This window comes from Modestobacter sp. SYSU DS0904, from assembly GCF_054051115.1.
Window position 1 is genome coordinate 196,764 of sequence record NZ_JBJHAQ010000003.1, and the last position, 23,379, is coordinate 220,142.

General features: G+C 74.3%; 19 protein-coding genes. 3 read left to right on the plus strand and 16 right to left on the minus strand.

Going from position 1 to position 23,379, the window contains the following annotated elements; all coding sequences use genetic code 11:
* Window positions 1-3: 3 nt before the first annotated feature.
* Genes hisB through hisD form a run of 3 tightly spaced genes read right to left on the minus strand, consistent with a single transcriptional unit; the run spans window position 4 to window position 3,016 of the window.
* Entirely contained in the window at window positions 4-600 is a 597-nt protein-coding gene (hisB, locus tag ACI79U_RS03445) for an imidazoleglycerol-phosphate dehydratase HisB (protein ID WP_457064763.1), read from the minus strand.
* Window positions 597-1,718, minus strand: a complete 1,122-nt coding sequence (locus tag ACI79U_RS03450; protein ID WP_457064761.1) for a histidinol-phosphate transaminase — start codon at window positions 1,716-1,718, stop codon at window positions 597-599. Before ACI79U_RS03450 ends, hisB begins: the two co-directional genes overlap by 4 nt.
* A complete protein-coding gene (hisD, locus tag ACI79U_RS03455) occupies window positions 1,715-3,016 on the minus strand; it encodes a histidinol dehydrogenase (protein ID WP_457064759.1) in 1,302 nt (433 codons plus the stop codon). Before hisD ends, ACI79U_RS03450 begins: the two co-directional genes overlap by 4 nt.
* A gap of 144 nt (window positions 3,017-3,160) precedes the next feature.
* On the opposite strand from hisD, the gene ACI79U_RS03460 reads away from it, so the two are divergent.
* Window positions 3,161-4,081, plus strand: coding sequence for an LON peptidase substrate-binding domain-containing protein (locus ACI79U_RS03460; RefSeq protein ID WP_457064757.1), 921 nt, complete (start codon window positions 3,161-3,163; stop codon window positions 4,079-4,081).
* A gap of 67 nt (window positions 4,082-4,148) precedes the next feature.
* Here ACI79U_RS03460 and ACI79U_RS03465 read toward each other — a convergent pair whose 3' ends face one another.
* From ACI79U_RS03465 to lspA, 6 genes are all read right to left on the minus strand, one after another.
* The gene (locus tag ACI79U_RS03465; RefSeq protein ID WP_457064755.1) at window positions 4,149-4,832 is read right to left on the minus strand and encodes a DUF2567 domain-containing protein; all 684 of its coding nucleotides are present in this window, start codon (window positions 4,830-4,832) and stop codon (window positions 4,149-4,151) included.
* An 85-nt stretch (window positions 4,833-4,917) separates the two neighbouring features.
* Window positions 4,918-8,481, minus strand: a complete 3,564-nt coding sequence (dnaE, locus tag ACI79U_RS03470; protein ID WP_457064753.1) for a DNA polymerase III subunit alpha — start codon at window positions 8,479-8,481, stop codon at window positions 4,918-4,920.
* A 242-nt stretch (window positions 8,482-8,723) separates the two neighbouring features.
* Window positions 8,724-9,188 (minus strand): GNAT family N-acetyltransferase, encoded by a 465-nt coding sequence (locus ACI79U_RS03475; protein ID WP_457064751.1) that lies wholly within the window; start codon window positions 9,186-9,188, stop codon window positions 8,724-8,726.
* Window positions 9,185-10,006, minus strand: coding sequence for a CPBP family intramembrane glutamic endopeptidase (locus ACI79U_RS03480; protein ID WP_457064749.1), 822 nt, complete (start codon window positions 10,004-10,006; stop codon window positions 9,185-9,187). Before ACI79U_RS03480 ends, ACI79U_RS03475 begins: the two co-directional genes overlap by 4 nt.
* A 36-nt stretch (window positions 10,007-10,042) precedes the next feature.
* On the minus strand, window positions 10,043-11,005 hold the full coding sequence (locus ACI79U_RS03485; protein ID WP_457064747.1) for an RluA family pseudouridine synthase: 963 nt from the start codon (window positions 11,003-11,005) through the stop codon (window positions 10,043-10,045).
* A gap of 37 nt (window positions 11,006-11,042) precedes the next feature.
* Window positions 11,043-11,657, minus strand: coding sequence for a signal peptidase II (gene lspA / locus ACI79U_RS03490; protein ID WP_457064745.1), 615 nt, complete (start codon window positions 11,655-11,657; stop codon window positions 11,043-11,045).
* Window positions 11,658-11,979: 322 nt separating this feature from the next.
* Here lspA and ACI79U_RS03495 point away from each other — a divergent pair, with 322 nt between their 5' ends.
* Entirely contained in the window at window positions 11,980-13,464 is a 1,485-nt protein-coding gene (locus tag ACI79U_RS03495) for a malate:quinone oxidoreductase (protein ID WP_457064743.1), read from the plus strand.
* Window positions 13,465-13,656: 192 nt separating this feature from the next.
* On the opposite strand, the gene ACI79U_RS03500 is transcribed toward ACI79U_RS03495, so the two are convergent.
* Window positions 13,657-15,168: a potassium/proton antiporter gene (locus tag ACI79U_RS03500; protein WP_457064741.1), complete on the minus strand. Its 1,512-nt coding sequence runs from the start codon at window positions 15,166-15,168 to the stop codon at window positions 13,657-13,659.
* Between the two features lie 96 nt (window positions 15,169-15,264).
* Here ACI79U_RS03500 and ileS point away from each other — a divergent pair, with 96 nt between their 5' ends.
* Window positions 15,265-18,429: an isoleucine--tRNA ligase gene (gene ileS, locus ACI79U_RS03505; protein ID WP_457064739.1), complete on the plus strand. Its 3,165-nt coding sequence runs from the start codon at window positions 15,265-15,267 to the stop codon at window positions 18,427-18,429.
* Between the two features lie 36 nt (window positions 18,430-18,465).
* Here ileS and ACI79U_RS03510 read toward each other — a convergent pair whose 3' ends face one another.
* From ACI79U_RS03510 to pgeF, 6 genes are all read right to left on the minus strand, one after another.
* The gene (locus tag ACI79U_RS03510; RefSeq protein ID WP_457064737.1) at window positions 18,466-19,131 is read right to left on the minus strand and encodes a hypothetical protein; all 666 of its coding nucleotides are present in this window, start codon (window positions 19,129-19,131) and stop codon (window positions 18,466-18,468) included.
* A gap of 160 nt (window positions 19,132-19,291) precedes the next feature.
* On the minus strand, window positions 19,292-20,032 hold the full coding sequence (gene wag31, locus ACI79U_RS03515; protein WP_457064735.1) for a DivIVA-like cell division protein Wag31: 741 nt from the start codon (window positions 20,030-20,032) through the stop codon (window positions 19,292-19,294).
* A gap of 97 nt (window positions 20,033-20,129) precedes the next feature.
* The gene (locus ACI79U_RS03520) at window positions 20,130-20,429 is read right to left on the minus strand and encodes a YggT family protein (RefSeq protein WP_457064733.1); all 300 of its coding nucleotides are present in this window, start codon (window positions 20,427-20,429) and stop codon (window positions 20,130-20,132) included.
* Between the two features lie 53 nt (window positions 20,430-20,482).
* Window positions 20,483-21,283 (minus strand): cell division protein SepF, encoded by an 801-nt coding sequence (locus tag ACI79U_RS03525; protein WP_457064731.1) that lies wholly within the window; start codon window positions 21,281-21,283, stop codon window positions 20,483-20,485.
* A 76-nt stretch (window positions 21,284-21,359) separates the two neighbouring features.
* Window positions 21,360-22,133 carry a YggS family pyridoxal phosphate-dependent enzyme gene (locus tag ACI79U_RS03530; RefSeq protein WP_457064729.1) on the minus strand — a complete coding sequence of 258 codons (774 nt, stop codon included), beginning with the start codon at window positions 22,131-22,133 and terminating at the stop codon, window positions 21,360-21,362.
* The gene (gene pgeF, locus ACI79U_RS03535) at window positions 22,130-22,891 is read right to left on the minus strand and encodes a peptidoglycan editing factor PgeF (protein WP_457064727.1); all 762 of its coding nucleotides are present in this window, start codon (window positions 22,889-22,891) and stop codon (window positions 22,130-22,132) included. The genes ACI79U_RS03530 and pgeF overlap by 4 nt, the downstream gene beginning before the upstream one ends.
* Between the last annotated feature and the right edge of the window lie 488 nt (window positions 22,892-23,379).

Sequence of the window (23,379 nt, forward strand, 5' to 3'; positions counted from 1 at the left end):
CGGTTACAGCGCGCCCTTGGTGGAGGGCACGTCGCCGACCCGCGGGTCCAGCGCCACGGCGGTGCGCAGCGCCCGCGCCAGGGCCTTGAACTGCCCCTCCACGATGTGGTGGGCGTCGCGGCCGGCGTAGAGCACCCGCACGTGCAGGCTGATCCGGGCGTTGAACGCGAAGGACTCCAGCACGTGCTTGGTGAGCGACGTCGGGTAGTCCGGCCCGATCATCGGCGTCATGTTCTCGGGCTCGGCGTGCACGAAGTACGGCCGGCCGGACAGGTCGACCGCGGCCTGCACCAGCACCTCGTCCATCGGGATGGTCGCGTCGCCGTAGCGGGTGATCCCCCGCTTGTCGCCCAGCGCCTCGGCGAAGGCCTGGCCCAGCGCGATCGCGACGTCCTCGACGGTGTGGTGGGCGTCGATGTGCAGGTCGCCGTCGGCCCGCACGGTCAGGTCGATGCCGCTGTGCTTGGACAGCGCGGTGAGCATGTGGTCGTAGAACCCGACCCCGGTGGCGATGTCGGACGTGCCGGTGCCGTCCAGGTCCAGCTCGACGACGAGCTTGGTCTCGCTGGTGGCCCGCTCGACGCGTGCAGTGCGGCTCATGAGCTCGAGTCTCCCTCAGTGGTGCGGTGGTCGGCGGCGATCTCACCCAGCGCGGTGAGGAACGCGTCGGTCTCCTCGGGCGTGCCGGCGGTGACCCGCAGCCAGCCGGGCAGCCCGACGTCGCGGACCAGCACGTCCCGGTCCAGCAGCGCCCGCCAGGCCGCGGGCGCGTCGGCGAACCGGCCGAAGAGCACGAAGTTCGCGTCGCTGGGCACGCTGGTCAGGCCGAGGCCGGCCAGCGCCGCGACGATCCGGTCGCGCTCGGCCTTCACCGCGTCGACGGTGGCCAGCAGGGCGTCGGTGTGCGCCAGCGCCGTCCGGGCGGCGGTCTGGGTGAGCGAGCTCAGGTGGTAGGGCAGCCGGACCAGTTGGACGGCGTCCACGACCGCGGGGTCGGCGGCCAGGTAGCCCAGCCGCAGCCCGGCCATGCCGAAGGCCTTGCTCATCGTGCGGCTGACCACCAGCCGCGGCCGCCCGGCCAGCAGGGTGAGCGCCGACGGGGTGCCGGCGCGGGCGAACTCGGTGTAGGCCTCGTCGACCACCAGCACCCCACTGGTCGCCTCGTACAGCTCGGCGACGGTGTCCAGCTCCACCGCGGTGCCGGTGGGGTTGTTCGGGCTGGTCACGAAGACGACGTCGGCGGCCACCTCGCGCACCTGGGCCGCGGCCCGCGCCGGGTCGATGGTGAAGTCGGCCCGGCGGTGCCCGTCGACCCAGCGGGTCGCGGTGCCGGCGCTGATGATCGGGTGCATCGAGTACGAGGGGGTGAACCCCACCGCCGTCCGCCCGCTGCCCCCGAAGGTCTGCAGCAGCTGCTGGAGCACCTCGTTGGAGCCGTTGGCCGCCCACACCTGCGCCGGGTCGACCGGGACGCCGCTGGTGCGGGTCAGGTAGGTGGCGAGGTCGGCCCGCAGCGCCGTGGCGTCCCGGTCGGGGTAGCGGTTGAGCCCGGGCGCCGCCTCGGCGAGTGCGGTGGCCAGGTCGGCCAGCAGCGGCGCGGGCAGCGGGTACGGATTCTCGTTGGTGTTCAGCGCGTACCGCACGGGCAGCTGCGGCGCGCCGTAGGGCGTGCGGCCGCGGAGCTCGGGACGCAGCGGCAGGTCGTCCAGGGACGTCATCGGCCGCGGGCCCGGACGGCGGCCGCGTGCGCCGGGAGGTCCTCGGCGTTGGCCAGGGCGTCGATGTGCCCGGCCACCTCGGCCAGCGCCTGCTCGTCGTACTCGATGAGGTGGATGCCGCGCAGGAAGGTCTGCACGCTGAGCCCGCTGGAGTGCCGCGCGCAGCCACCGGTGGGCAGCACGTGGTTGGAACCGGCGGCGTAGTCGCCCAGCGACACCGGCGCCCACGGCCCGACGAAGACCGCGCCCGCGTTGCGGACGCGCATCGCCACGGCACGGGCGTCGCGGGTCTGGATCTCCAGGTGCTCGGCGGCGTAGGCGTCGACCACGGCCAGGCCGGCGTCGAGGTCGTCGACGAGGACGACGCCGGACTGGCTGCCGCCCAGGGCCGTGGTGATCCGGTCGCTGTGCTTGGTCGCGGCCACCTGCCCGGGCAGCAGGCCGACGACGGCGTCGGCGAGCTCCTCGCTGGTGGTGACCAGCACCGCGCCGGCCAGCGGGTCGTGCTCGGCCTGGCTGATCAGGTCGGCCGCGACGTGCACCGGGTCGGCGGTGTCGTCGGCCAGGACGGCGACCTCGGTCGGGCCGGCCTCCGAGTCGATGCCGATCAGCCCGCGCAGCAGCCGCTTGGCCGCGGTCGTGTAGACGTTCCCCGGTCCGGTGACCAGGTCGACCGGCGCGCAGTTGCCCGCGCCGTAGCCGAACACGGCGATCGCCTGGGCCCCGCCCACGGCGTACACCTCGGTGACCCCCAGCAGCGCGCACGCGGCCAGCACGCCCGGGTCGGGCAGGCCGCCGTTGTCCCGCTGCGGCGGGGTGGCCACCGCGATCGACTGCACACCGGCGATCTGCGCCGGGACGACGTTCATCACCACCGAGCTCAGCAGCGGCGCGAGCCCGCCGGGCACGTACAGCCCGACCCGGCGCACCGGCACCCAGCGCTCGGTGACCGTGCCGCCGCGGACCACGTCGGTGGTCACGTCGGTGCGGCGCTGGTCGGCGTGCACCGTGCGGACCCGGGCGATCGACTCCTCCAGCGCGGCGCGCAGCGTGGGGTCGATCGTGGCCAGCGCCTCGTCGAGGGCGGCCTGCGGGACGGTGAAGTCCTCGGCGTCGACCCCGTCGAACCGGGCGGTGATCTCCCGGACGGCCTGCGCGCCGCGCAGGCGCACGTCGTCGCAGATCGGGCGGACGACGGCCAGCACCGAGTCGATGTCGGTGGTGGCCCGGGGCAGCAGGGCCGCGAGCTCGCGTGGCCCGGGCAGAGCGGACCCACGCAGGTCGATGCGGGCGAGCACGGAGCACCTCCGGGAGCGGTGGACGTCGGGTCGAGGGTAGTCGGCGGGTCGGACACCCCCGGCGGAGCCGGTCGGCGCCCGCCCGCGGCGGCGCCGGTGGGCACCACGGGGTGTCCGGGCGGTCGTGCCCCTAGGCTCCCGGGTGTGGGTGAGAGGGTGCCGAGCCGTGCGGTGATCCCGCTGTTCCCGCTGGGGACCCCGCTGTTCCCCGGTGTGGTGCTGCCGCTGCAGATCTTCGAGCCGCGGTACCGCCGGCTGATCGCCGAGCTGGCCACGCTGCCCGAGGGTCCCGACCGGCGGTTCGGCGTGGTCGCGATCCGGCAGGGCTGGGAGGTCGAGCAGGTGGCGCCGGCCGAGGCCCTGTTCGACGTCGGCTGCACCGCGGTCGTCCGGCTCATCTCCCCGCGGCCCGACGGCGGCTACCGGGTGGTGGCCGTGGGCGGTGAGCGCTTCCGACTGCTCGACGTGCTGCTCCCCGACCCGGACAGCGGCGAGCCGCCGTACCTGCGGGCCGAGGTCGAGTGGCTGGTCGAGGAGGAGGCCGCCGAGGAGGCGGCCGGGGACTCCGAGGCCGCCGGCGACGGGTTCGCGTCGGCCCTGGCCGCCGTCGCCCCGACCGACGACCACGGCGACGACCCCGCGGACGACGTGGTCACCGACGTGGTCCGCGGCTCGCTGGACCTGCTGGCCGGCAACGTCCGGGAGCTGTTCGCCCGCTACGTCGCCGACGTCGCGGTGCGCCAGGGCGGCGGGGTCGGCGCGCTCCCGGAGGACGTGCTGGACGCACTGACCGGTGACGCCGACGACGACGAGGACGACGACCTCGAGCCGACCGCGGCGGCCCTCCGCGAGGTCAGCGACGACGCCCGGGGGCTGTCCTGGCTGGTCGCCTCGGCGGCCCTGCTCACCACCGAGGACCGCCAGGCGCTGCTGGCGGAGTCGGCGACCCGGCGCCGGCTGACCATGGAGTCCCGGTTGCTGCGCCGCGAGCTCACGCTGCTGCGCACCCTCGGCGCGGTGCCCGTGCCGCTGGCGCAGTTCTCCAGCCCGATGACCCCCAACTGACGAAGGAGCCCGTCCTCCGCACCCCTCGCACGCTCGGGGCGACCCTCGGGACGGGGCCGGTGACAGGTCAGCCGCGCGGGCGTGGCGGCGGGACCGGGGGCAGCGGCGGCCGGCCGCCCGGCGGGAGCCCGACCACGGGCTGCTCGGCCGGCTCGTCGCGGCCCAGGTCGTCGCGCGGGGTGAGCGCGGTGGCCACCAGGTAGGCGAGCACGGCGAGGAACGGGCCCACCGCGAGCGCCGCGGTCGCCCCGAGCTCGAGGCCGGTGGTCACCGTCGTGCCCACCTGGCCCAGCTGCTCCTCGGTCGGCCCCGGCGCCAGCCCCTCCCCCAGCTGCCAGGCGACCACGCCCGCGCTGAGCGTGCCGGTGGCCAGGCCGGCCAGCAGCATCACGCCCCGCCGGCGCCGCCACAGCCAGCCGGCGATCCCGGCGACCAGGCCGAGACCGGCGAGCAGCAGGACGAGGACGCCGTCGTCGGCCATGAGCAGCTCGTTCGAGGGCGCCTGACCGACCGGCACCACCTGGGTCTCGGTGACCCGGAACTCCGCGCGCGGGGCCAGCCACAGCCACAACCCGCCGACCAGCAGCCCGGCGACCGTCAGCACACCGACGACGACGAGCGCGCCGGGCAGGTCGGCGCGGCTGCCGCGCAGCCCGGGGACCCCGGCCCGGCGGGGGGCCAGCGAGACGCCGGGCCCCGCCGGCGGTGCCCACGACGACGGTGGCACGGGGCCCGGGGTGGAGGCGGTCACCCCACCATCCTCACCCGCGGCCGGCGGCCCCCGTGCAGGGTCCCGCCGCCAACTCGCGAGTGGTGGGGGCCACGGGGGTCCTTCGTCACAGCAGGGCGACGCTCGTCGGCCCCAGCAGCGCCTTGATGTCCCCCATGAGCGCGGTGCTGGGGCGGACCCGAAGCCCCTGGTCCAGGCGCAGCACCGTCTCCCGGCCGCCGTTGAGCAGCTTCAGCTGCACCTCGGTGGTGCCGGGGTGGCTGCCCAGCACCTCCCGCAGCCGCTCGACCACCGGCGGGGTGCACCGGGCGGCCGGCATGGAGACCAGCACCGGACCACGCGGCCCCTCGGTGAGCTCGGGGATGGTCACCTCGGAGCCGAAGAGCGAGGGCGTCTCGTCGCGGCGGCTGATCCGCCCCTTCACCACGACGATCTGGTCGCGGACGACCTTGTCCGACACCTCCGCCCAGGTCTTGGGGAAGAACAGCACCTCGATGCCGGACTCCAGGTCCTCCAGCGTGGCGATGGCCCACGGCGCACCCTGCTTGTTGGTGCGCGGCCCGACCGCGGTGAGGATGCCGGCGATGGTGACGTTCGCGCCGTCCTCGACCCCGCCGCCGACGATCTCGGCGATCGGGGTGTCGGCGTGCGAGGTGAGCACGTGCTCGACCCCGTGCAGCGGGTGGTCGGAGACGTAGAGGCCGAGCATGTCCCGCTCGAACACCAGCCGCTCGGCCTTGGACCAGTCGGCGGTGGGGATCGGGATGTCCAGCGCGGCGCTCAGCGGGTCGGCGACGTCACCGTCGCCGTCGCCGAAGCTGCCGAACAGGTCGAACTGCCCCTCGGCCTCCTTGCGCTTGAGGCTCATCGCGGAGTCGACGGCCTGCACGTGGATCGCGGCGATGCCCTGCCGGGAGTGGCCCAGCGAGTCGAAGCCCCCGGCCTTGGCCAGGGACTCGATGACCTTCTTGTTGCAGGCCACCGTGTCGATCTTGCGCATGAAGTCGGCGAAGTCCTTGAACGCGCCCTTCTCCTCCCGCGCCCGCACGATCGAGTCGACGACGTTGTGCCCGACGTTGCGCACCGAGGCCAGCCCGAAGCGGACGTCGTTGCCGACCGCGGTGAAGTCCCAGGAGGACTCGTTGACGTCCGGGGGGAGCACCTTGATGCCCATCCGGCGGCACTCGGCCAGGTAGATCGGGCGGCGGTCCTTGTCGTCGCCCACGCTGGTGAGCAGCCCGGCCATGTACTCGGCCGGGTAGTTGGCCTTGAGGTAGGCCGTCCAGTACGAGACCAGGCCGTAGGCGGCCGAGTGCGCCTTGTTGAAGGCGTAGTCGGCGAAGGGCACCAGGATGTCCCAGAGCGTCTTGACCGCGGCGGCGGAGTAGCCGTTGGCCTTCATGCCGGCCTCGAAGCCGACGTACTCGGCGTCCAGCACCGACTTCTTCTTCTTGCCCATGGCCCGGCGCAGCAGGTCGGCCTTGCCGAGGGAGTACCCGGCGACCTTCTGCGCGATCGCCATGACCTGCTCCTGGTACACGATCAGGCCGTAGGTCTGGCCCAGGATCTCCGAGAGCGGCTCGGCCAGCTCCGGGTGGATCGGGGTGATCTCCTGCTGGCCGTTCTTGCGCAGCGCGTAGTTGGTGTGCGAGTTCGCACCCATCGGGCCGGGCCGGTAGAGCGCACCGACCGCGGAGATGTCCTCGAAGTTGTCCGGGCGCATCAGCCGCAGCAGCGAGCGCATCGGCCCGCCGTCGAACTGGAAGACGCCCAGGGTGTCCCCGCGGGACAGCAGGGCGTAGGTGGCCGGGTCGGTGAGGTCCTTGCTGATCTCGTCGAGGTCGACCGGTTCCTTGCCGTTGATCACGATGTTGCGCAGCGCGTCGTCGATCACGGTGAGGTTGCGCAGGCCCAGGAAGTCCATCTTGAGCAGGCCGAGCGTCTCGCAGGTCGGGTAGTCGAACTGCGTGATGACCGCGCCGTCGGCCTCCCGGCGCATGATCGGGATGCTGTCGATCAGCGGGTAGCGGCCGATGATCACCCCGGCCGCGTGCACGCCCCACTGCCGCTTCAGGCCCTCGAGCTTGCGCGCCTGGTCGACCACCTCGGCCGCGCCCGGGTCGGACTCGTAGCGGGCGCGGAACTCCGTCGCCTCCTTGTACCGCTCGTGCTTGGGGTCGAAGATCCCCGACAGCGGGATGTCCTTGCCCATGACGCCGGGGGGCATCAGCTTGGTCAGCTCGTCGCCCACCGAGTACGGCCGGTCGAGCACCCGGGCGGCGTCCTTGATCGCGGCCTTGGCCTTGATGGTGCCGTAGGTGACGATCTGGCTGACCCGGTCCTCGCCGTACTTCTGCGAGACGTACTGGATGACCTCGCCGCGGCGGCGGTCGTCGAAGTCGATGTCGACGTCGGGCATGGAGACGCGCTCGGGGTTGAGGAACCGCTCGAAGATCAGCCCGTGTGCCAGCGGGTCGAGGTCGGTGATCCCCATCGCGTAGGCGGCCAGCGAGCCGGCGGCCGAGCCACGGCCGGGGCCGACCCGGATGCCGTTGTCCTTGGCCCAGTTGATGAAGTCGGCGACCACGAGGAAGTACCCCGGGAAGCCCATCTGCGTGATGATCCCGACCTCGTAGTCGGCCTGCTTGCGCACGTGGTCGGGGATGCCGCCGGGGTAGCGCTTGTGCAGCCCCCGCTCGACCTCCTTGACGAACCAGGAGGTCTCGTCCTCCCCCTCCGGCAGCGGGAAGCGCGGCAGCAGGTCGGCGCCCTCGGTGAAGTGCACCTCGCACTGCTCGGCGACGAGCAGGGTGTTGTCGCAGGCCTCGGGGTGCTCGCGGAACAGCGCGCGCATCTCGGCGGCGGACTTCAGGTAGTAGCCGTCGCCGTTGAACTTGAAGCGGTTGGGCTCGTTGAGCCGCGAACCGGTCTGGATGCACAGCAGCGCGTCGTGCGCCTGGGAGTCCTCCCGGCGGGTGTAGTGCAGGTCGTTGGTGCCCAGCAGCGGGATCCCGAGGTCCTTGGCGATCTCCAGCAGCGCCGGCTTGGTCTTCTTCTCGATGGACAGCCCGTGGTCCATGATCTCGGCGTAGAAGTTCTCCCGCCCGAAGATGTCCTGGAAGTCCGCGGCGGCCTGGCGGGCCCGGTCGACCTTGCCGGCGCGCAGCCACATGTTGACCTCGCCGGACGGGCAGCCGGTGGTGGCGATCAGGCCGGTGCCGTACTTCTCCAGCAGGTCGCGGTCGAAGCGCGGCTTGCGGTACTGCCCCTCGAGGCTGGCCAGCGAGGAGATCCGGAAGAGGTTGTGCATGCCCTCGGTGGTGCGGGCCAGCAGGGTCATGTGGGTGTAGGCGGCCTTGCCGCGGTTGGACCCGCCGTCGCCCTCCTCGTCGATCAGCTTGTCGCCGAAGTCGAACGGGGCGCGGTCGAACCGGGAGCCGGGCGTGTAGTAGCCCTCCATGCCGATGATCGGCTTCACCCCGGCGGACTTCGCCTGCTTGTAGAAGTCGTAGGCGCCGAAGACGTTGCCGTGGTCGGTCATCGCCAGCGCCGGCATGCCCTCCTCGGCGGCAGCGGTGGTCACCTCGCCGAGCTTCGCGGCCCCGTCGAGCATCGAGTACTCGGTGTGCACGTGCAGGTGCACGAAGTTCTCTGACGGGGCGCTGCTCACGGTGCGGGGTGCTCCTCACGGGTCGTGCGGCCGCCTGTCCACCAGCGGGTGGGCAGGGGCGGCGGGTCGATCTGGTGTGACCGGCGGGGAAGGCCGTTCGGTACTGCTCAGTAACTGGTGCTCTCAGGAACTGCTGCTCTGGACGCGGCTCCGGCGCGCGGACCGGCGACCTGATCCTCGCACCTCGACAGTCCTACGCCGAGGGTCCGACAGGACGTGTCTCCGCGATCCGGACCACTCCGTCACGCCGGTGTCGCGTCCGCCGCGACCAGGCCCCGGCGCATCGTCACGTGGGCGATCCCGGCCTCCCGGTACTCCTCGCCGACGGCGGCGTAGCCGGCCCGTTCGTAGAACCGCCGCGCGGTCAGCTGCGCGTGCAGCTCGACCTCCGTCTGCCCGCGCTCGGCGGCCGCGCGGTGCAGCGCCGAGAGCACCGCGGCGCCGTGCCCGCGGCCGCGGACCCCGGCGTCGGCGGCCATCCGGCCGATCACCGCCCGGCCGGGGCCCGCGGCGTCCAGCAGCAGGCGGCCGGTGGCGACGACGCGGCCGGCGCCGTCCCGGCTGAGCGCGTGCACCGCGGTGGCGTCGGCGGCGTCGCGTTCCAGCTCGGCCGGCACCCCCTGCTCGAGGACGAAGACCCGGTGCCGCAGGTCACCGATCTCGGCCAGGTCGGCCGGGGTGGCCAGCGAGGCGACCGGGCGGCTCACCGGGTCACCACCGCCGGGCCGGGCGGCAGCGCGGACGCCGGCACGAGCAGGAACCGCAGGTCGATCAGCGCGTGCAGCAGCACCGGCAGCAGCAGCGACCCGGTCTCCAGGTACACCGCGGCCAGCACACCGCCGAGCACGCCGGTGGTGAGCACCCCGGGCACCCCCTGGTAGGCGTGGGCCAGGCCGAAGGCGACCGCGGCGACCAGCACGAGCAGGACGAACGGCAGCCCGGGCAGCGCCGCGGCGACCACCGCCAGGAAGAACCCCCGGTACAGCCACTCCTCGCACAGCCCGGCGGAGACGCCGACCAGCGCGAACAGCCGCCGCTCCGACCGGCTGCGCGGCAGCAGGGCGACCGTCGCCTGCCCCGTGCCCTCCCCGGTCGGCTCGGCGTGCCGCGGGGTGCCGGGGACGTGCGGCCGGACGACCTCCGGCGGCGGCCCGACCAGCGCACCGGCGCGCAGCGCCCGGACCGAGACCACCATCAGCGCGGCGAGCGCCAGGACCGCCAGCCAGGTGACCGGGCCCGGCCAGCGCTGCGGCCAGACCAGCCCCACCGCGGCCGCGCCGACGCCGGGGGCGGCCAGCCACACGACCGCGGCGACGAGCGCGAGCCCCCACTCCAGGACCAGCAGCCGCCGGTAGAAGGAGCGGCGGGCGGCCGGGTCGGTGCGCAACCGGCTCTCGAACCTCCGGTGCAGCACCCAGCCCACGAACGGCTCGCCCACCACCAGGTAGACGGCGATGATGGCCGACGCCAACTGCGCCGGACCCAGGTCGGCGAAGGCGTCGGGGAGGTCGGGCACCGTCGTCACGGGCGCGGCAGCTCGGTTCTCGGCACGCGGGACCGCTCAGTTCTCCGCGCGCAGGAGCGCCAGGGCGCCGGCGAGGTCGGCCGGGTAGTCGCTGGTGAACTCGACCCAACGGCCGTCGGCCGGGTGGGCGAAGCCGAGGCGCCGCGCGTGCAGCCACTGCCGGGAGACCCCCAGCCGGGCGGCGAGCGTCGGGTCGGCGCCGTAGGTCATGTCCCCGACGCAGGGGTGGCGCAGCGCGGAGAAGTGCACCCGGATCTGGTGGGTGCGCCCGGTCTCCAGGTGGATGTCGACCAGGCTGGCGGCCGGGAAGGCCTCCACCACCTCGTAGTGGGTGACCGACGGGCGGCCGCCGGAGACGACGGCGAAGCGCCAGTCGTGCTTGGGGTGCCGGTCGATCGGGGCGTCGATGGTGCCCTTGGACGGATCGGGGTGGCCCTGGACCAGGGCGTGGTAGCCCTTGTCGACGGTGCGCTCCTTGAACGCGGCCTTGAGCCGCGTGTAGGCCCGCTCGCTCTTGGCCACCACCATCAACCCGGTGGTCGCGGCGTCGAGCCGGTGGACGACCCCCTGCCGCTCGGCGGCGCCGCTGGTGCTGATCCGGTAGCCCGCCGCCGCCAGCCCGCCGGTGACCGTCGGCCCGTCCCAGCCGGGGCTGCCGTGCGCGGCGACGCCGACCGGCTTGTCGACGACCACGACGTCGTCGTCGTCGTGCACGACCGTCAGCCCGGCGACCGGCCGCGGCGCCACCGGCTCACCCGGCGGCGGGGGCAGCTCGACCTCCAGCCAGCTGCCCGCGACGAGGCGGTCGCCCTTGCCGCGGGGGCGGCCGTCGACCAGCACGGAGCCGGCGTCGGCGAGGTCGGCGGCGACGGCGCGGGACACCCCGAACAGCCGGGACAGGGCCTGGTCGACCCGCTGGCCCTCGAGCCCGTCGGGCACCGGCAGCGCGCGGATCTCGCCCCGGGGCGCCGGGGAGGGGCTGCTGGTCACGGCGTCCATTGTGACCGCTGCCGCCGACGGTCCGGCGGCAGCACGCTCAGCCCGGGGTGCCGTCGGTGCGCTCCACGGGCGGCTCGTCGCTCCGCCGGCCGTCGAACTCGACGCCGCGGAAGGCCAGCACCGCGCCGAGCACGCCACCGCAGACGATCGCGGAGTCGGCCACGTTGAAGATCGGCCAGACCTGGCCGTAGGGGTCGAACAGCGAGACGAAGTCGACGACGCCGCCCCGGAGGAAGCCCGGGTCGCGGAACACCCGGTCGACCAGGTTGCCCAGCGCACCGCCCAGCACCAGCGCGAGCGCGACCGCCCAGGCGGTCGAGTACAGCTTGCGGGCGACGCGCACGATGACGACCACGACCACCGCGGCGATCAGCGTGAACACGATGGTGGCGCCCTCGGCGAGGGAGAACGCCGCCCCGGTGTTACGGGCCTCGGTGAGGTAGAGCGCCCCGCCGAGCAGCCGCAGCGGCTCCCGGTCCGAGAGCGTCGCGACCACCAGCAGCTTCGTCGCCAGGTCGAGGACGAAGACGGCCGCGGCCAGCGCCAGCAGCAGCCGGGCGCGGGACCGCCGGGGCGGGGTGCCCGCCGCGCTCGCGCCCGGCGGCTGCGTCGCGGCGGGGTCGGCCGTCGGCCGGTCGGGCTGCTCGGACACCGTCGCCGTCCTCCCGGTCGCGGCCCGGGCGGCCACGTCCCCCACGACGATAGCGGCGTCCCGGCACCCCTCCGGCCATGCGGTGCCGTCTGTCAGGCTCAGCGGACGTCCGGGTCCCCGCCGACGGCGTCCCAACCCCGGATGTGAGACATCTCTCGCCCTCAGTTCGGGGGGAACGCCCCCCTCGGGCCGTCCACCCGGCGACAGCGGACGACGATGGGGTCCGAACGCCCCGATCTGCACGGTGCCCGAACCACAGGCCCGAACCACACGCTCGAACCACACGCTCGAACTGCACGCCCGAACTGCACGGAGGAAGACCTTGAGCACGGACGGTCCCGCGAACCCCGACGTCGTCCTCGTCGGCGGCGGCATCATGAGCGCCACGCTCGCCGCACTGCTGGGCATCGTCGCCCCCGACTGGACCGTCGAGGTCTTCGAGGCCGGCAGCGAGGTGGCCGGGGAGAGCTCGGGCCCGTGGAACAACGCCGGCACCGGGCACGCGGCGCTGTGCGAGCTGAACTACACCCCGGCCCGGCCCGACGGCACCGTCGACCCGGCCAAGGCCGTCGGCATCAACGAGCAGTTCCAGGTGTCCCGGCAGTTCTGGTCGCACCTGGTGCGCAGCGGGCTGACCGACTCGCCCAAGACGTTCATCACCTCGGTGCCGCACATCAGCTTCGTCACCGGCGCCGACGGCCACCGGTACATGCGCAACCGCTACGACGCGCTGGCCCCGCAGCCGCTGTTCGCCGGGCTGGAGTTCTCCGACGACCCGGCCGAGCTGGACTCCTGGGTGCCGCTGATGATGGCGCAGCGCTCCCCCGGTGAGCCCGTCGCCGCGACCCGCTCGCTGGCCGGCACCGACGTCAACTTCGGGGCGCTGACCCGGCTGCTGGTCGAGAACGGGGTCTCCCGGGGCGTGCAGCTGCACCTGCAGCACCGGGTGCAGCGGGTCCGCCGCGACTCCGCGGGGCGCTGGGCCACCACGGTCAAGGACCTGACCACCGGCCGCAAGCGCACGGTGCGCAGCCGCTTCCTGTTCGTCGGTGCCGGTGGTGGCGCCCTGCCGCTGCTGCAGAGCGCCGGCATCCCGGAGATCCGCGGCTTCGGCGGGTTCCCGGTGAGCGGGCAGTTCCTGCGCACCCGCAACCCCGAGCTGGTCGCCCGGCACCAGGCCAAGGTCTACGGCCAGGCGAAGGTCGGCGCCCCGCCGATGTCGGTCCCGCACCTGGACCTGCGGCTCATCGACGGGGAGCAGGCGCTGCTGTTCGGCCCCTACGCCGGCTTCTCGCCCAAGTTCCTCAAGGCCGGGTCGATGTGGGACCTGCCGCGCTCGGTGCGGGCCGGCAACCTCGGCTCGATGCTCGGCGCCGGCTGGGCCAACATCCCGCTCACCCGGTACCTCATCGGCCAGGTGCTGCAGTCGGAGAAGGCCCGCTTCCGCGCGCTGGAGGAGTTCGTGCCGACCGCAGACTCCGACGACTGGGAGCTGATCACCGCCGGCCAGCGGGTGCAGGTCATCAAGCAGGACGAGACCGGCCGCGGCGTGCTGCAGTTCGGCACCGAGCTCATCGTCGGCGCGGACGGCTCGATCGCCGGGCTGCTGGGGGCCTCCCCCGGCGCCTCGACCGCGACCTCGGCGATGCTCACCCTGCTCGAGCGCTGCTTCCCCGACCGGATCGACGGTTGGCGACCGAAGCTGCAGGAGGCGATCCCGTCCTACGGGCGGAAGCTGTCCGACGAGCCGGAGCTGCTGGCCCAGGTGCGCGCCGACACGACGAAGACCCTGGAGCTGCAGGGCTGAGCGCCCCGGTCGCGGGGCCCGGAGGGCTCCCGACCGGGGCGCTCGAAGGCGCGCCGAAGCGGGCACGTGCGGCCCGGAGGGCCGCTGGGTCCTCCCGTCGCGGGGCCGGAGGCTCCCGACCGGAGGACCCGCAGCGGCTCAGCAAGAGACGGGGACGGCTCCTGGCCGCGGTGCGGCCCGGAGGGTCGCGATCTAATCGGCTTCGTTGGGCGCGCCCTGCTCGCCGCGCCAGGTGGCGAGCCGCCCGGCCCGGCTGACCGCGCGCAGCCGCCGCTCGGCCTCCTCGCGGGAGCCGCGGGCGGAGACGAGCAGCGCCTGGTCCCCGTGCATCAGCCGGGTCGACCGGTCGGGCACGAACGGCCGGCCCTCGCGGACCACGAGCACCACCGCGGCGTCCTCGGGGAGCCGGAGCTCGGGCAGGTAGACGCCGTGCAGCCGCGAGGTGTCCGAGACCCGCAGCTGCATCAGCTCGGCGTCGAACTCCTCCAGCGGCGCGGACTCCACGTCGACGTCCCGCGGGGTGACCGGGGCCGCGATCCGGAGCAACCGGGCCACGGTGGGCAGCCCCCACCCCTGGATGACGGTGAAGACCACGACGAGCACGAAGACGGTGTCGAACAGCCCGGCCGCCCGGGGCACGCCGGCGGCGACGGGGAAGGTCGCCAGCACGATGGGGACGGCGCCGCGCAGCCCGGCCCAGGAGATGAACGCCTGCTGCCGCAGCGGCATCCGGAACCAGCTGAGGCTCAGCAGCACCGACACCGGCCGGGCCACCAGCAGCAGCGCCCCGCCCACCAGCAGCGCCGGCAGCACCGCCTCGGGCAGCCGGGACGGGGAGACGAGCAGCCCGAGCAGCACGAACAGCCCGATCTGGGCCAGCGAGGCCATGCCCTCGGCGAACCCGATGCTCGCCGCGCGGTGCGGCAGCGCGGAGTTGCCCAGCACCAGCCCGCACAGGTACACCGCGACGATCCCGGAGGTCAGGGCGAGCGTGGCGGCGGAGTAGGCCAGCACGCACAGCGCGAGGGTCGCCAGCGGGTAGAAGCCGGCCAGCGGCAGCGCCACCCGCTTGAGCAGCCAGGCACCGCCGAAACCGATCGCCAGGCCGATCGCGGCGCCGCCGATGAGCTGCCCGACCACCTCGGCCAGCACCAGGTACCAGGGGTTCACCGGCCCACCGGTGAGCGCCTCGGACAGCGCCAGCACCAGCAGGATGACCGGGGCGTCGTTGAGGCCGCTCTCGGACTCCAGCGAGGCGGCCAGCCGCCGCGGCAGCGGCAGCCGGCGCAGCGTGGCGAACACGGCCGCGGCGTCGGTGGAGCTGATCACCGCGGCCAGCAGCAGCGCGAAGCCCCACTCGTAGCCGAGCAGCCACACCACGATCGCCGCGGTCAGCGACACGCTGATGGCCACGCCGACGGTCGCCAGCGTGAGTCCGGGGCCGATCGCCCGCCGGACGTCGCTCCACCGGGTGGTGAGACCGCCCTCGGCCAGGATGACCACGAGGGCGGCGACGCCGAGGGTCTGGGTCAGCGCGATGTCCTCGAACTGGATGCCGACGCCGCTCTCCCCCAGCGCCACACCCAGCGCGAGGTACAGCAGCAGCGAGGGCAGGCCGATCCGGTCGGCCAGGCGCAGGGCGACCGCCGCGACGAGCACCACCAGGGCACCGACGGCCAGCGCGACGGTGACCGTCGTGTTCATCGGCGCGCCCCCATGCGGGCAGTCTCCCGTACGGGGTGCACCGGGCCGTGCAGCCGCTGTCGGTGGACCGCGTCCCGGAACTGAGACACTGGTGACGTGAGTGCGCCTTCCGGGCCCTTCCGGGCCCTTCCCCCCCAGGTCGACCTGCCGGCCCTCGAACACGAGGTGCTGGAGCAGTGGCAGGCCGACAAGGTCTTCGCCCGGTCGATGGAGAACACGGCGGACAGGCCGCAGTGGGTCTTCTACGAGGGCCCGCCGACGGCGAACGGCCGCCCCGGCACGCACCACATCGAGGCGCGTGCGTTCAAGGACGTCTTCCCGCGGTTCAAGACGATGCAGGGCTTCTCCGTGCCCCGTCGCGCCGGCTGGGACTGCCACGGCCTGCCGGTGGAGATCGCCGTGGAGCAGGAGCTGGGGTTCGCCGGCAAGCCGGACATCGAGCGGTTCGGCATCGCGGAGTTCAACGCGAAGTGCCGGGAGTCCGTCGAGCGGCACGTGGACGCCTTCGCCGAGCTGACCCACCGGATGGGCTACTGGGTCGACATGTCGACCGCCTACCGGACGATGGACGCCGGCTACATCGAGAGCGTCTGGTGGTCGCTCAAGCAGGTGTTCGGCAAGGGCCTGCTGGTCGAGGACCACCGCGTGGCGCCGTACTGCCCGCGGTGCGGCACCGGCCTCTCCGACCACGAGGTGGCCCAGGGCTACGAGACGCTGACCGACCCCTCGGTCTACGTTCGGCTGCCGGTGACCAGCGGCGAGTGGGCCGGCAAGGCCGACCTGCTGATCTGGACGACGACGCCGTGGACGCTGCCGTCCAACACCGCCGTCGCGGTGCACCCCGAGGTCACCTACGTGGTGGCCCGCACGGACGCCGGCACGTTCGTCGTGGCCGAGCCGCTGCTGACCGCGGTGCTGGGCGAGGAGGCGGAGGTGCTGGCGCGCACCACGGGGCGCGACTGGGAGCGGGTGCACTACCAGCGTCCGTTCGAGCTCGTCGAGTTCCCCGAGGGCGACGCGCACTACGTGCTGCTGGCCGACTACGTCACCACCGACGACGGCACCGGGCTGGTCCACCAGTCCCCCGCGTTCGGCGCCGAGGACTTCGCCGTCTGCCGCGAGTACGGCCTGCCGGTGGTCAACCCGATCGACCCGACCGGGCACTTCACCGCCGACGTCCCGCTGGTCGGTGGGCACTTCTTCAAGGCCGCCGACCCGACGCTGGTGCAGGACCTGCAGGACCGGGGCGTGCTGTACCGGGAGCTGCGGTACGAGCACAGCTACCCGCACTGCTGGCGCTGCCACACGCCGCTGATGTACTACGCGCAGCCCTCCTGGTACATCCGCACCAGCGAGATCAAGGGCCAGCTGCTGGCGCAGAACGAGCGCACGAACTGGTACCCGGAGAACATCAAGGAAGGCCGCTTCGGCGACTGGCTGAACAACAACGTCGACTGGGCGCTGTCCCGCGACCGGTACTGGGGCACGCCGCTGCCGATCTGGCGCAACGACGCCGACCCGTCCCGGATGGTCGTCGTCGGCTCGCTGGCCGAGCTGTCGGAGCTGACCGGCACCGACCTGTCCGACCTGGACCCGCACCGCCCGTTCATCGACGAGGTGACCTTCACCGTGCCCGGCGAGGAGGGCACCTACCGCCGGGTCCGCCAGGTCATCGACGCCTGGTACGACTCCGGCTCGATGCCCTTCGCCCAGTGGGGCGCGCCGCACCGGAACGAGGCGGAGTTCCAGGCGGCCTACCCGGCGCAGTTCATCGCCGAGGCGATCGACCAGACCCGCGGCTGGTTCTACACGCTGATGGCGGTCGGCACGCTGGTGTTCGAGCAGAGCTCCTACGAGAACGTGCTGTGCCTGGGGCACATCCTGGCCGAGGACGGCCGGAAGATGAGCAAGCACCTGGGCAACATCCTCGAGCCGATGCCCCTGATGGACCGGCACGGTGCCGACGCCGTCCGCTGGTTCATGCTCGCCGGCGGCTCGCCGTGGGCGGCCCGTCGGGTCGGTCACGAGACGCTGTCCGAGGTGGTCCGCAAGGTCCTGCTGACCTACTGGAACACCGCCAGCTTCTTCACCCTCTACGCCGAGACGAACGGCTGGGACGCGACCGCGACGCCGGCGCCGCCCCGCGACCAGCGGCCGCTGCTGGACCGCTGGGCGCTCGCCGAGCTGGCCTCGGTCACCGCCGGGGTCACCGACGCGCTGGAGCAGTTCGACACCCAGACCGCCGGGCGGCTGCTCGCGACCTTCGTCGACGACCTGTCCAACTGGTACGTGCGGCGCAGCCGGCGGCGCTTCTGGGAGGGCGACCCGGCGGCGCTGGGCACCCTGCACGAGGTGCTCGACGGGCTGACCCGGCTGATGGCGCCGTTCACCCCGTTCATCACCGAGCGGGTGTGGCGCAGCGCGGTGCTGCCCGGTCTGGGCGGTCGGGCCGACGACGCGGCGCCGGACTCGGTGCACCTGGCCTCCTGGCCGGCGGTGGACGCCGACGCCCGCGACGACGCCCTGGTCGAGCAGGTCACCCTGGTGCGCCGGCTGGTGGAGCTGGGCCGGTCGGCGCGCACGGCGTCGAAGGTCCGCACCCGCCAGCCGCTGGCCCGGGCGCTCGTCTCCGCCCCCGGCTGGTCGCAGCTGCCCCGGGACCTGGTCGCCGAGGTGGCCGAGGAGCTCAACGTCGTCGACGTGGCAGAGCTCTCCGGCGCCGTGGGCAGCGAGCTGGTCGACCTCTCGGTGAAGGTCGACTTCCGCGCCGTCGGGCGCCGGCTGGGCAAGCAGGTGCAGGCGGTGGCACAGGCGGTCGCCGCGGCCGACGCCGCCGAGCTGGTCGCCGCCTACCGCGCCGGCACCGCGACCGTCCCGGTCGACGGCGCCGAGGTGGCTCTCGCCGAGGGCGACCTGGTGGTGACCGAGACCCCGCGCGAGGGGTGGACGGTCGCGGCGGCCGGTGGCCTCACCGTCGCTCTGGACCTCACGCTGACCCCGGAGCTGGAACGGGCCGGGCTGGTGCGGGAGGTGGTCCGCCTGGTGCAGGAGGCCCGCAAGTCCAGCGGTCTGGCCGTCAGCGACCGGATCGAGGTCTGGTGGACCGGGGAGGACGGCCTGGCCGAGGCGCTGACCGAGTCCGGCGGGACGTGGGCCGGCGAGGTGCTGGCCACCGCGGTGCACCCGCAGACCGCCGGCACCGGCGCGGGCCTCGAGGGCCCGGCCGGCTCCCGGTTCTGGATCGCCAAGGCCGAGGCCTGAGCGGCCGGACCCCCTGCCCCGGCGGGGGGTCCGCCCTCAGCCGCGGCGCGCGCGCTCGCGCTCGGCCATCTCGCGGTCCGGGGTGCACACGCCGCACGGGGTGAACCCGTCGGTGCGCGCCTGCAGCATCGGGATCGGGATCGTCGCCACGCCGGCCACCCGGGGGCAGTGCGACAGGTGGTAGCGCGGGTGCTCATCGACGACGAGCACCTCGTCGGTCAGGTCCATGATCAGCAGCAGGTCGGAGAACTCGACCTCCTCCACGGGGGGTTCACCCGGCCCGGGGACCTGCTCAGCGGGGGCGGCCGGGGGCGGCCCGTCCCCCCAGCGCGTCGAGCCGCTCACCCGGGGCAGCATCGGGGAGCTGGGCGGCACCGGGGGTGGGGACACCCGCCGCACGACCTCGTCCTCCCCCGGCCGCGCCAGGCCGGCCAGTGAGCTGCCGGGCCGCGACCCACGGACCGGGGGCGGGTCGACGGGGGGCGTGGGCTCCGCCGACGGTTCCTGCGGGTGGTACGGCGTGCGGGTCTCGGCCGGCCGCTCCCTGGGCACCCGGCGGCGCAGCGCCCCGATCCCGATCAACGCGGTGGCCAGTGCGCTGACCGCGAAGGAGCTCCACTGCAGCGCCGGGGAGCCCTGGGCCACCCCGGCGACGAGCAGCCCGACGGCGACCAGGACCAGCAACGCCGCGACCAGGACCACCCCCGGATGCTATCCGGCACCGGCGGCCGCGCGCCTGCCCCCCGACGACGACGGAGCCCCTCCGGACCGAGGTCCGGAGGGGCTCCGTCGCCGCTGGGAGGGCCCCTCCGCCGGGACCCGCCCACGCGCAGGCGGGCGGTGGGGGCGGAGGGGCCGTTCCTCAGGCGCTGACGTGCTGGTTCTGGCGGGCGTTGGACGACGGCTCGGCGGAGCCGCGGCTGTCCAGGTCACGCAGGTGCGACTCCAGGTAGGAGCGCAGCCGGGTGCGGTACTCGCGCTCGAACGTGCGCAGCTCGTCGACCTTGCGCTCCAGGCTCGCGCGCTTCTCCTCCAGCGAGCCCATCGCCTCGACGTGCTTGCGCTCGGCGTCCTGCTGCAGGGCGGTGGCCTTGGCGCGCGCCTCGCGCTCCATGGTGTCCGCCCGGGTACGGGCGTCGCCGAGCATCGAGTCGGCGCGCTGCTTGGCCTCACCGACCATCTGCTCGCTCTTGGTGCGGGCCTCGGAGAGCATCCGCTCGCTGGTGCTCTTGGCGCTGCCGACCATCTGGTCGGCCTGGGCCTTCGCCTCGTTGACGTGCCGCTCGGCCGTCTCGGTGGCCAGCGCCAGCATGCGGGACGCCCGCACCGCCTCGTCCTCCCGCGACTGCGGGGTCGACTGCGGAGGGGCCGTCTGCGGCGGGGGCGGCGGTGCGGTGACCGCCATCGGCGCGGACTCGGCGCGCTCGTCGCGCCCGGCCGACCCGCCGGTGGCACGCAGGTCGTTGTTCTCCTCGATCAGGCGGGCCAGCTCGGCCTCGACGACGTCGAGGAAGGCGTCGACCTCGTCCTCGTCGTAGCCACGCTTGCCGATCGGCGGCTTCTTGAAGACGACGTTGTGCACGTCGGCGGGAGTCAGTGGCATACGGCTCACCTCAGGTCGGACGGGAGGAACGAGGACGGGTGCCGACCGGCGGCGGGCCGCCTGCGGCCCACGCCCCTCGCCGGCTCGGTGGATCGGGTCATGCGTAGGAGTAGGCCAGGCTCTCGATCAGGCTGCGCAGCAGGATCACCGCGATCAGCAGGACCATAAACCCGAGGTCCAGGCGGATGGACCCCAGGTTCAGCGGCGGGATCACCTTGCGCACCGCCTTGAGCGGCGGGTCGGTGGCGGCGTAGACGACCTCGAGCCCCGCGGCGACCGCACCCTGCGGACGCCAGCTGCGGGCCAGCACCATCACCCAGTCCACGACGAACCGGGCGAAGAGCAGGATCAGGAAGACGAGCAGGATCGACGAGACGATCTGCAGGAGAAGTGACACGGTCCTCGCTCGTTCGGGTCACCCCACGGCCGCGAGGCCGGGAGGCGGACTGGTCAGGACTGGTTGAAGAACCCGCCCTCGCGGATCCGGGCCTTGTCCTCCGCGGTCACGTCGACGTCCTGCGGGCTGAGCAGGAACACCTTGGCCGTGACCCGCTCGATACTACCGTGCAGCCCGAACGTCAGACCGATGGCGAAGTCCACCAGTCGCTTCGCGTCGGCGTGCTCCATGTCGGTGAGGTTCATGATCACCGGCATGCCGTCGCGGAACCGCTCGCCGATGGTCCGCGCCTCGTTGTAGGAGGCCGGGTGCACGGTGGTGATCCGGTACGAGTCCGGCTTCGGGGCGGGTTCCGGCGCGGGCGCCAGCACCGGCGCGGCCACCGGCTCGCGCATGGCCAGCCCCGCGGAGCCCGCACCACCGCCACCTCCGGCGGAGATGCCACTGCTGCGCACCGACCCGGCCGAGGTGAGCGCGGCGCCGGCGGCGAGCCGCGAGGACGCGCTGGTGGAACCGGTGGAGCCGGCCAGGTTCAGCGGCCGGGCGGCCGGACGACGACCCAGGGAGACGGCCGGCTCGGGCGTGGCCTGGGCCGCCGGCTCGAAGGGCTCCTCGGCGGCGTAGTTGTCGGCGAACTCCGACTCGTAGCCGTAGTCCCCGGCGGGGTACTCGTCGTCGGCGAACCGCGCCTCGGCGTCGTAGCCGGGCTCGTCCCGCGCGGCATAGCGGTCGTAGCGCCGCTCGTCGGCGTCGTAGTCGGACTGCCGCGCGGCATAGCGGTCGTACCCGCCGCGGGTGTCGTCGTCCTCGACGAGGCCGAGGTAGACCCCCATCCTCCTCATGGCTCCGGCCATCCGGCGTCTCCCTCTGGTCTCGTGCGCTGGGCGAGTCGCGCGCGCTGGTGCGGTGATGTCCTCGGGTCCTGCGGTGTCACGGGTGGTGCTGGTGTGACTCGGGACGGGACACGGGTCCCGCGTCACCACCCCGATCGGAGGCTAGGGCGCGAGCACCGAACAACGCGGTACCGACACGCACCACGGTGGCCCCAGCTGTCACAGCCGCCTCCAGGTCCTGGCTCATGCCTGCCGATAGCTCCGTGGCAGCAGGGTGATCGCCGCGGATCCGGACGGCGAGCTCGGCCAGCCGGGCGAAGGCCGGAGCCGGGTCGGCGTCGCGCGGGGCCACCGCCATCAGACCGCGCAGGCGCAGCGCCGGCTCCGCCGCGACGGCGTCGGCCAGCCCCGGCGCGTCGGGCACGGTGGCGCCACCGCGGGCGCCGAGCTCCCCCGCCGGGCCGCCGAGGTCGACCTGGACCAGCACGTCGAGGACGCGGTCGGCCCGCTCGGCCGCCCGCGCCAGCGCCTGGACCAGGGACGCCCGGTCGACCGAGTGCACCGTCGCCCCCAGCCGGGCCACCGCCGCCGCCTTGTTGCGCTGCAGCTGTCCGACGAGGTGCCAGTGCAGGGCCGGCACAGCCGGGTCGTCGGCGAGCTCCCCGGCCTTGCCGAGGAGCTCCTGCACCCGGTTCTCGGCGAAGTGGCGCTGCCCGAGGGCGGCGAGGGCCCGCACGTCGTCGGCGGGCCAGGTCTTGCTCACCGCGAGCAGGCGGACCTCGGCCGGATCCCGCCCGGCGGCCCGGGCGGCGTCGTCGATCCGCTGCCGCACGGCGGCCAGGTTGGCCGCCAGCCGTCCGGCGTCGGTCACCCCGTGCCCGGTGACGTACCCGGTGGCTGGTCCAGCCAGACCAGCCCTGCCTGCCGCCCGGTCACGCCCTCGCGACGGTGGGAGAAGAGGTTGCGGTCCTCCACCGTGCACCGGGGATCGTGGACGACCTGACCGACCCCGGCATCGCGCAGCACCCCGGCGATGCCGGCGCGCAGGTCCAGCCCCGGCGTGCCGGTGCGGGTGCGCACCGCACTGGCCGGGGCGACGCGGGCCACCTCGGCCTGCATCGCCGCCGGCACCTCGTAGTCCGCGCCGCAGACGGCCGGACCCAGCAGCGCCTCGACGTCTGCCGGGCGCGCGCCGAGGCGGGTCATCGCCGCCAGCGCCGCCGGCACCACGCCGCGCCGCACCCCTTCCCGCCCGGCGTGCACCGCGGCGACCACCCCGGCGACGGGATCGGCCAGCAGCACCGGCACGCAGTCGGCGACCAGCACGCACAGCACGAGGCCGGGCGTGGCGGTGACCAGCGCGTCGACGTCGGCCACCGGGTTCTCCTCGGCGTCCTCGACGATCGCGACCCCGGTGCCGTGCACCTGGGTCATCCACACCAGCTGGCGCCCGGGCACCCCGATGCCCGCGGCCAACCGCTCCCGGTTGGCCGCGACGTCGGACGGGTCGTCACCGACGTGACCGCCGAGGTTGAACGACTCCCAGGGCGACGCGGAACGGCCGCCCCGCCGGTCGGTGACCACCCGTCGGGGGCGCACCGCCGGCCGGGCGGCCGGACCGTGACTCACTGCGCTACTGGCTGCGGAGGAACTCGGGGATGTCGAGCTCCTCCTCGAAGTCGTCCGTGGCGAGCGGACGGCTCTGGCCCCTGCCGCCCGTCGAGCCCTGCATCGGCGGCAGCGGCGGGACGGTGATCCCACCACCGGCCGGGGCCGCACCCGGCTGACCGGGTCGCGGCGCAGCGGCCGACGGCGCGGGGGTGGCCTGCGCGGGGGTGGCCTGCGCCGGGGTGGCCTGCGCGGGGGTTCCCTGGGGGGGGGGGGCGGGGGGCGCCCCCCCCCCCCCCCCCCCCCCCCCCCCCGCCGCCCCCCCCCCGCCCCCCCCCGCCCCCCCCCCCCCCCCCCCCCCCCCCGGCGCCCAAACACGGCGAACCCCGGGGTCCGGGCCCCACCCCCCCCCGGCGGGGGGGGGGGGGCCCCCCCCCCCGCCCGCGGCCCCCGCGCCCCCCTGCCCACCGACCGGCCGACGGGAAACAACCGGTGCCGGGTGGGCGCCC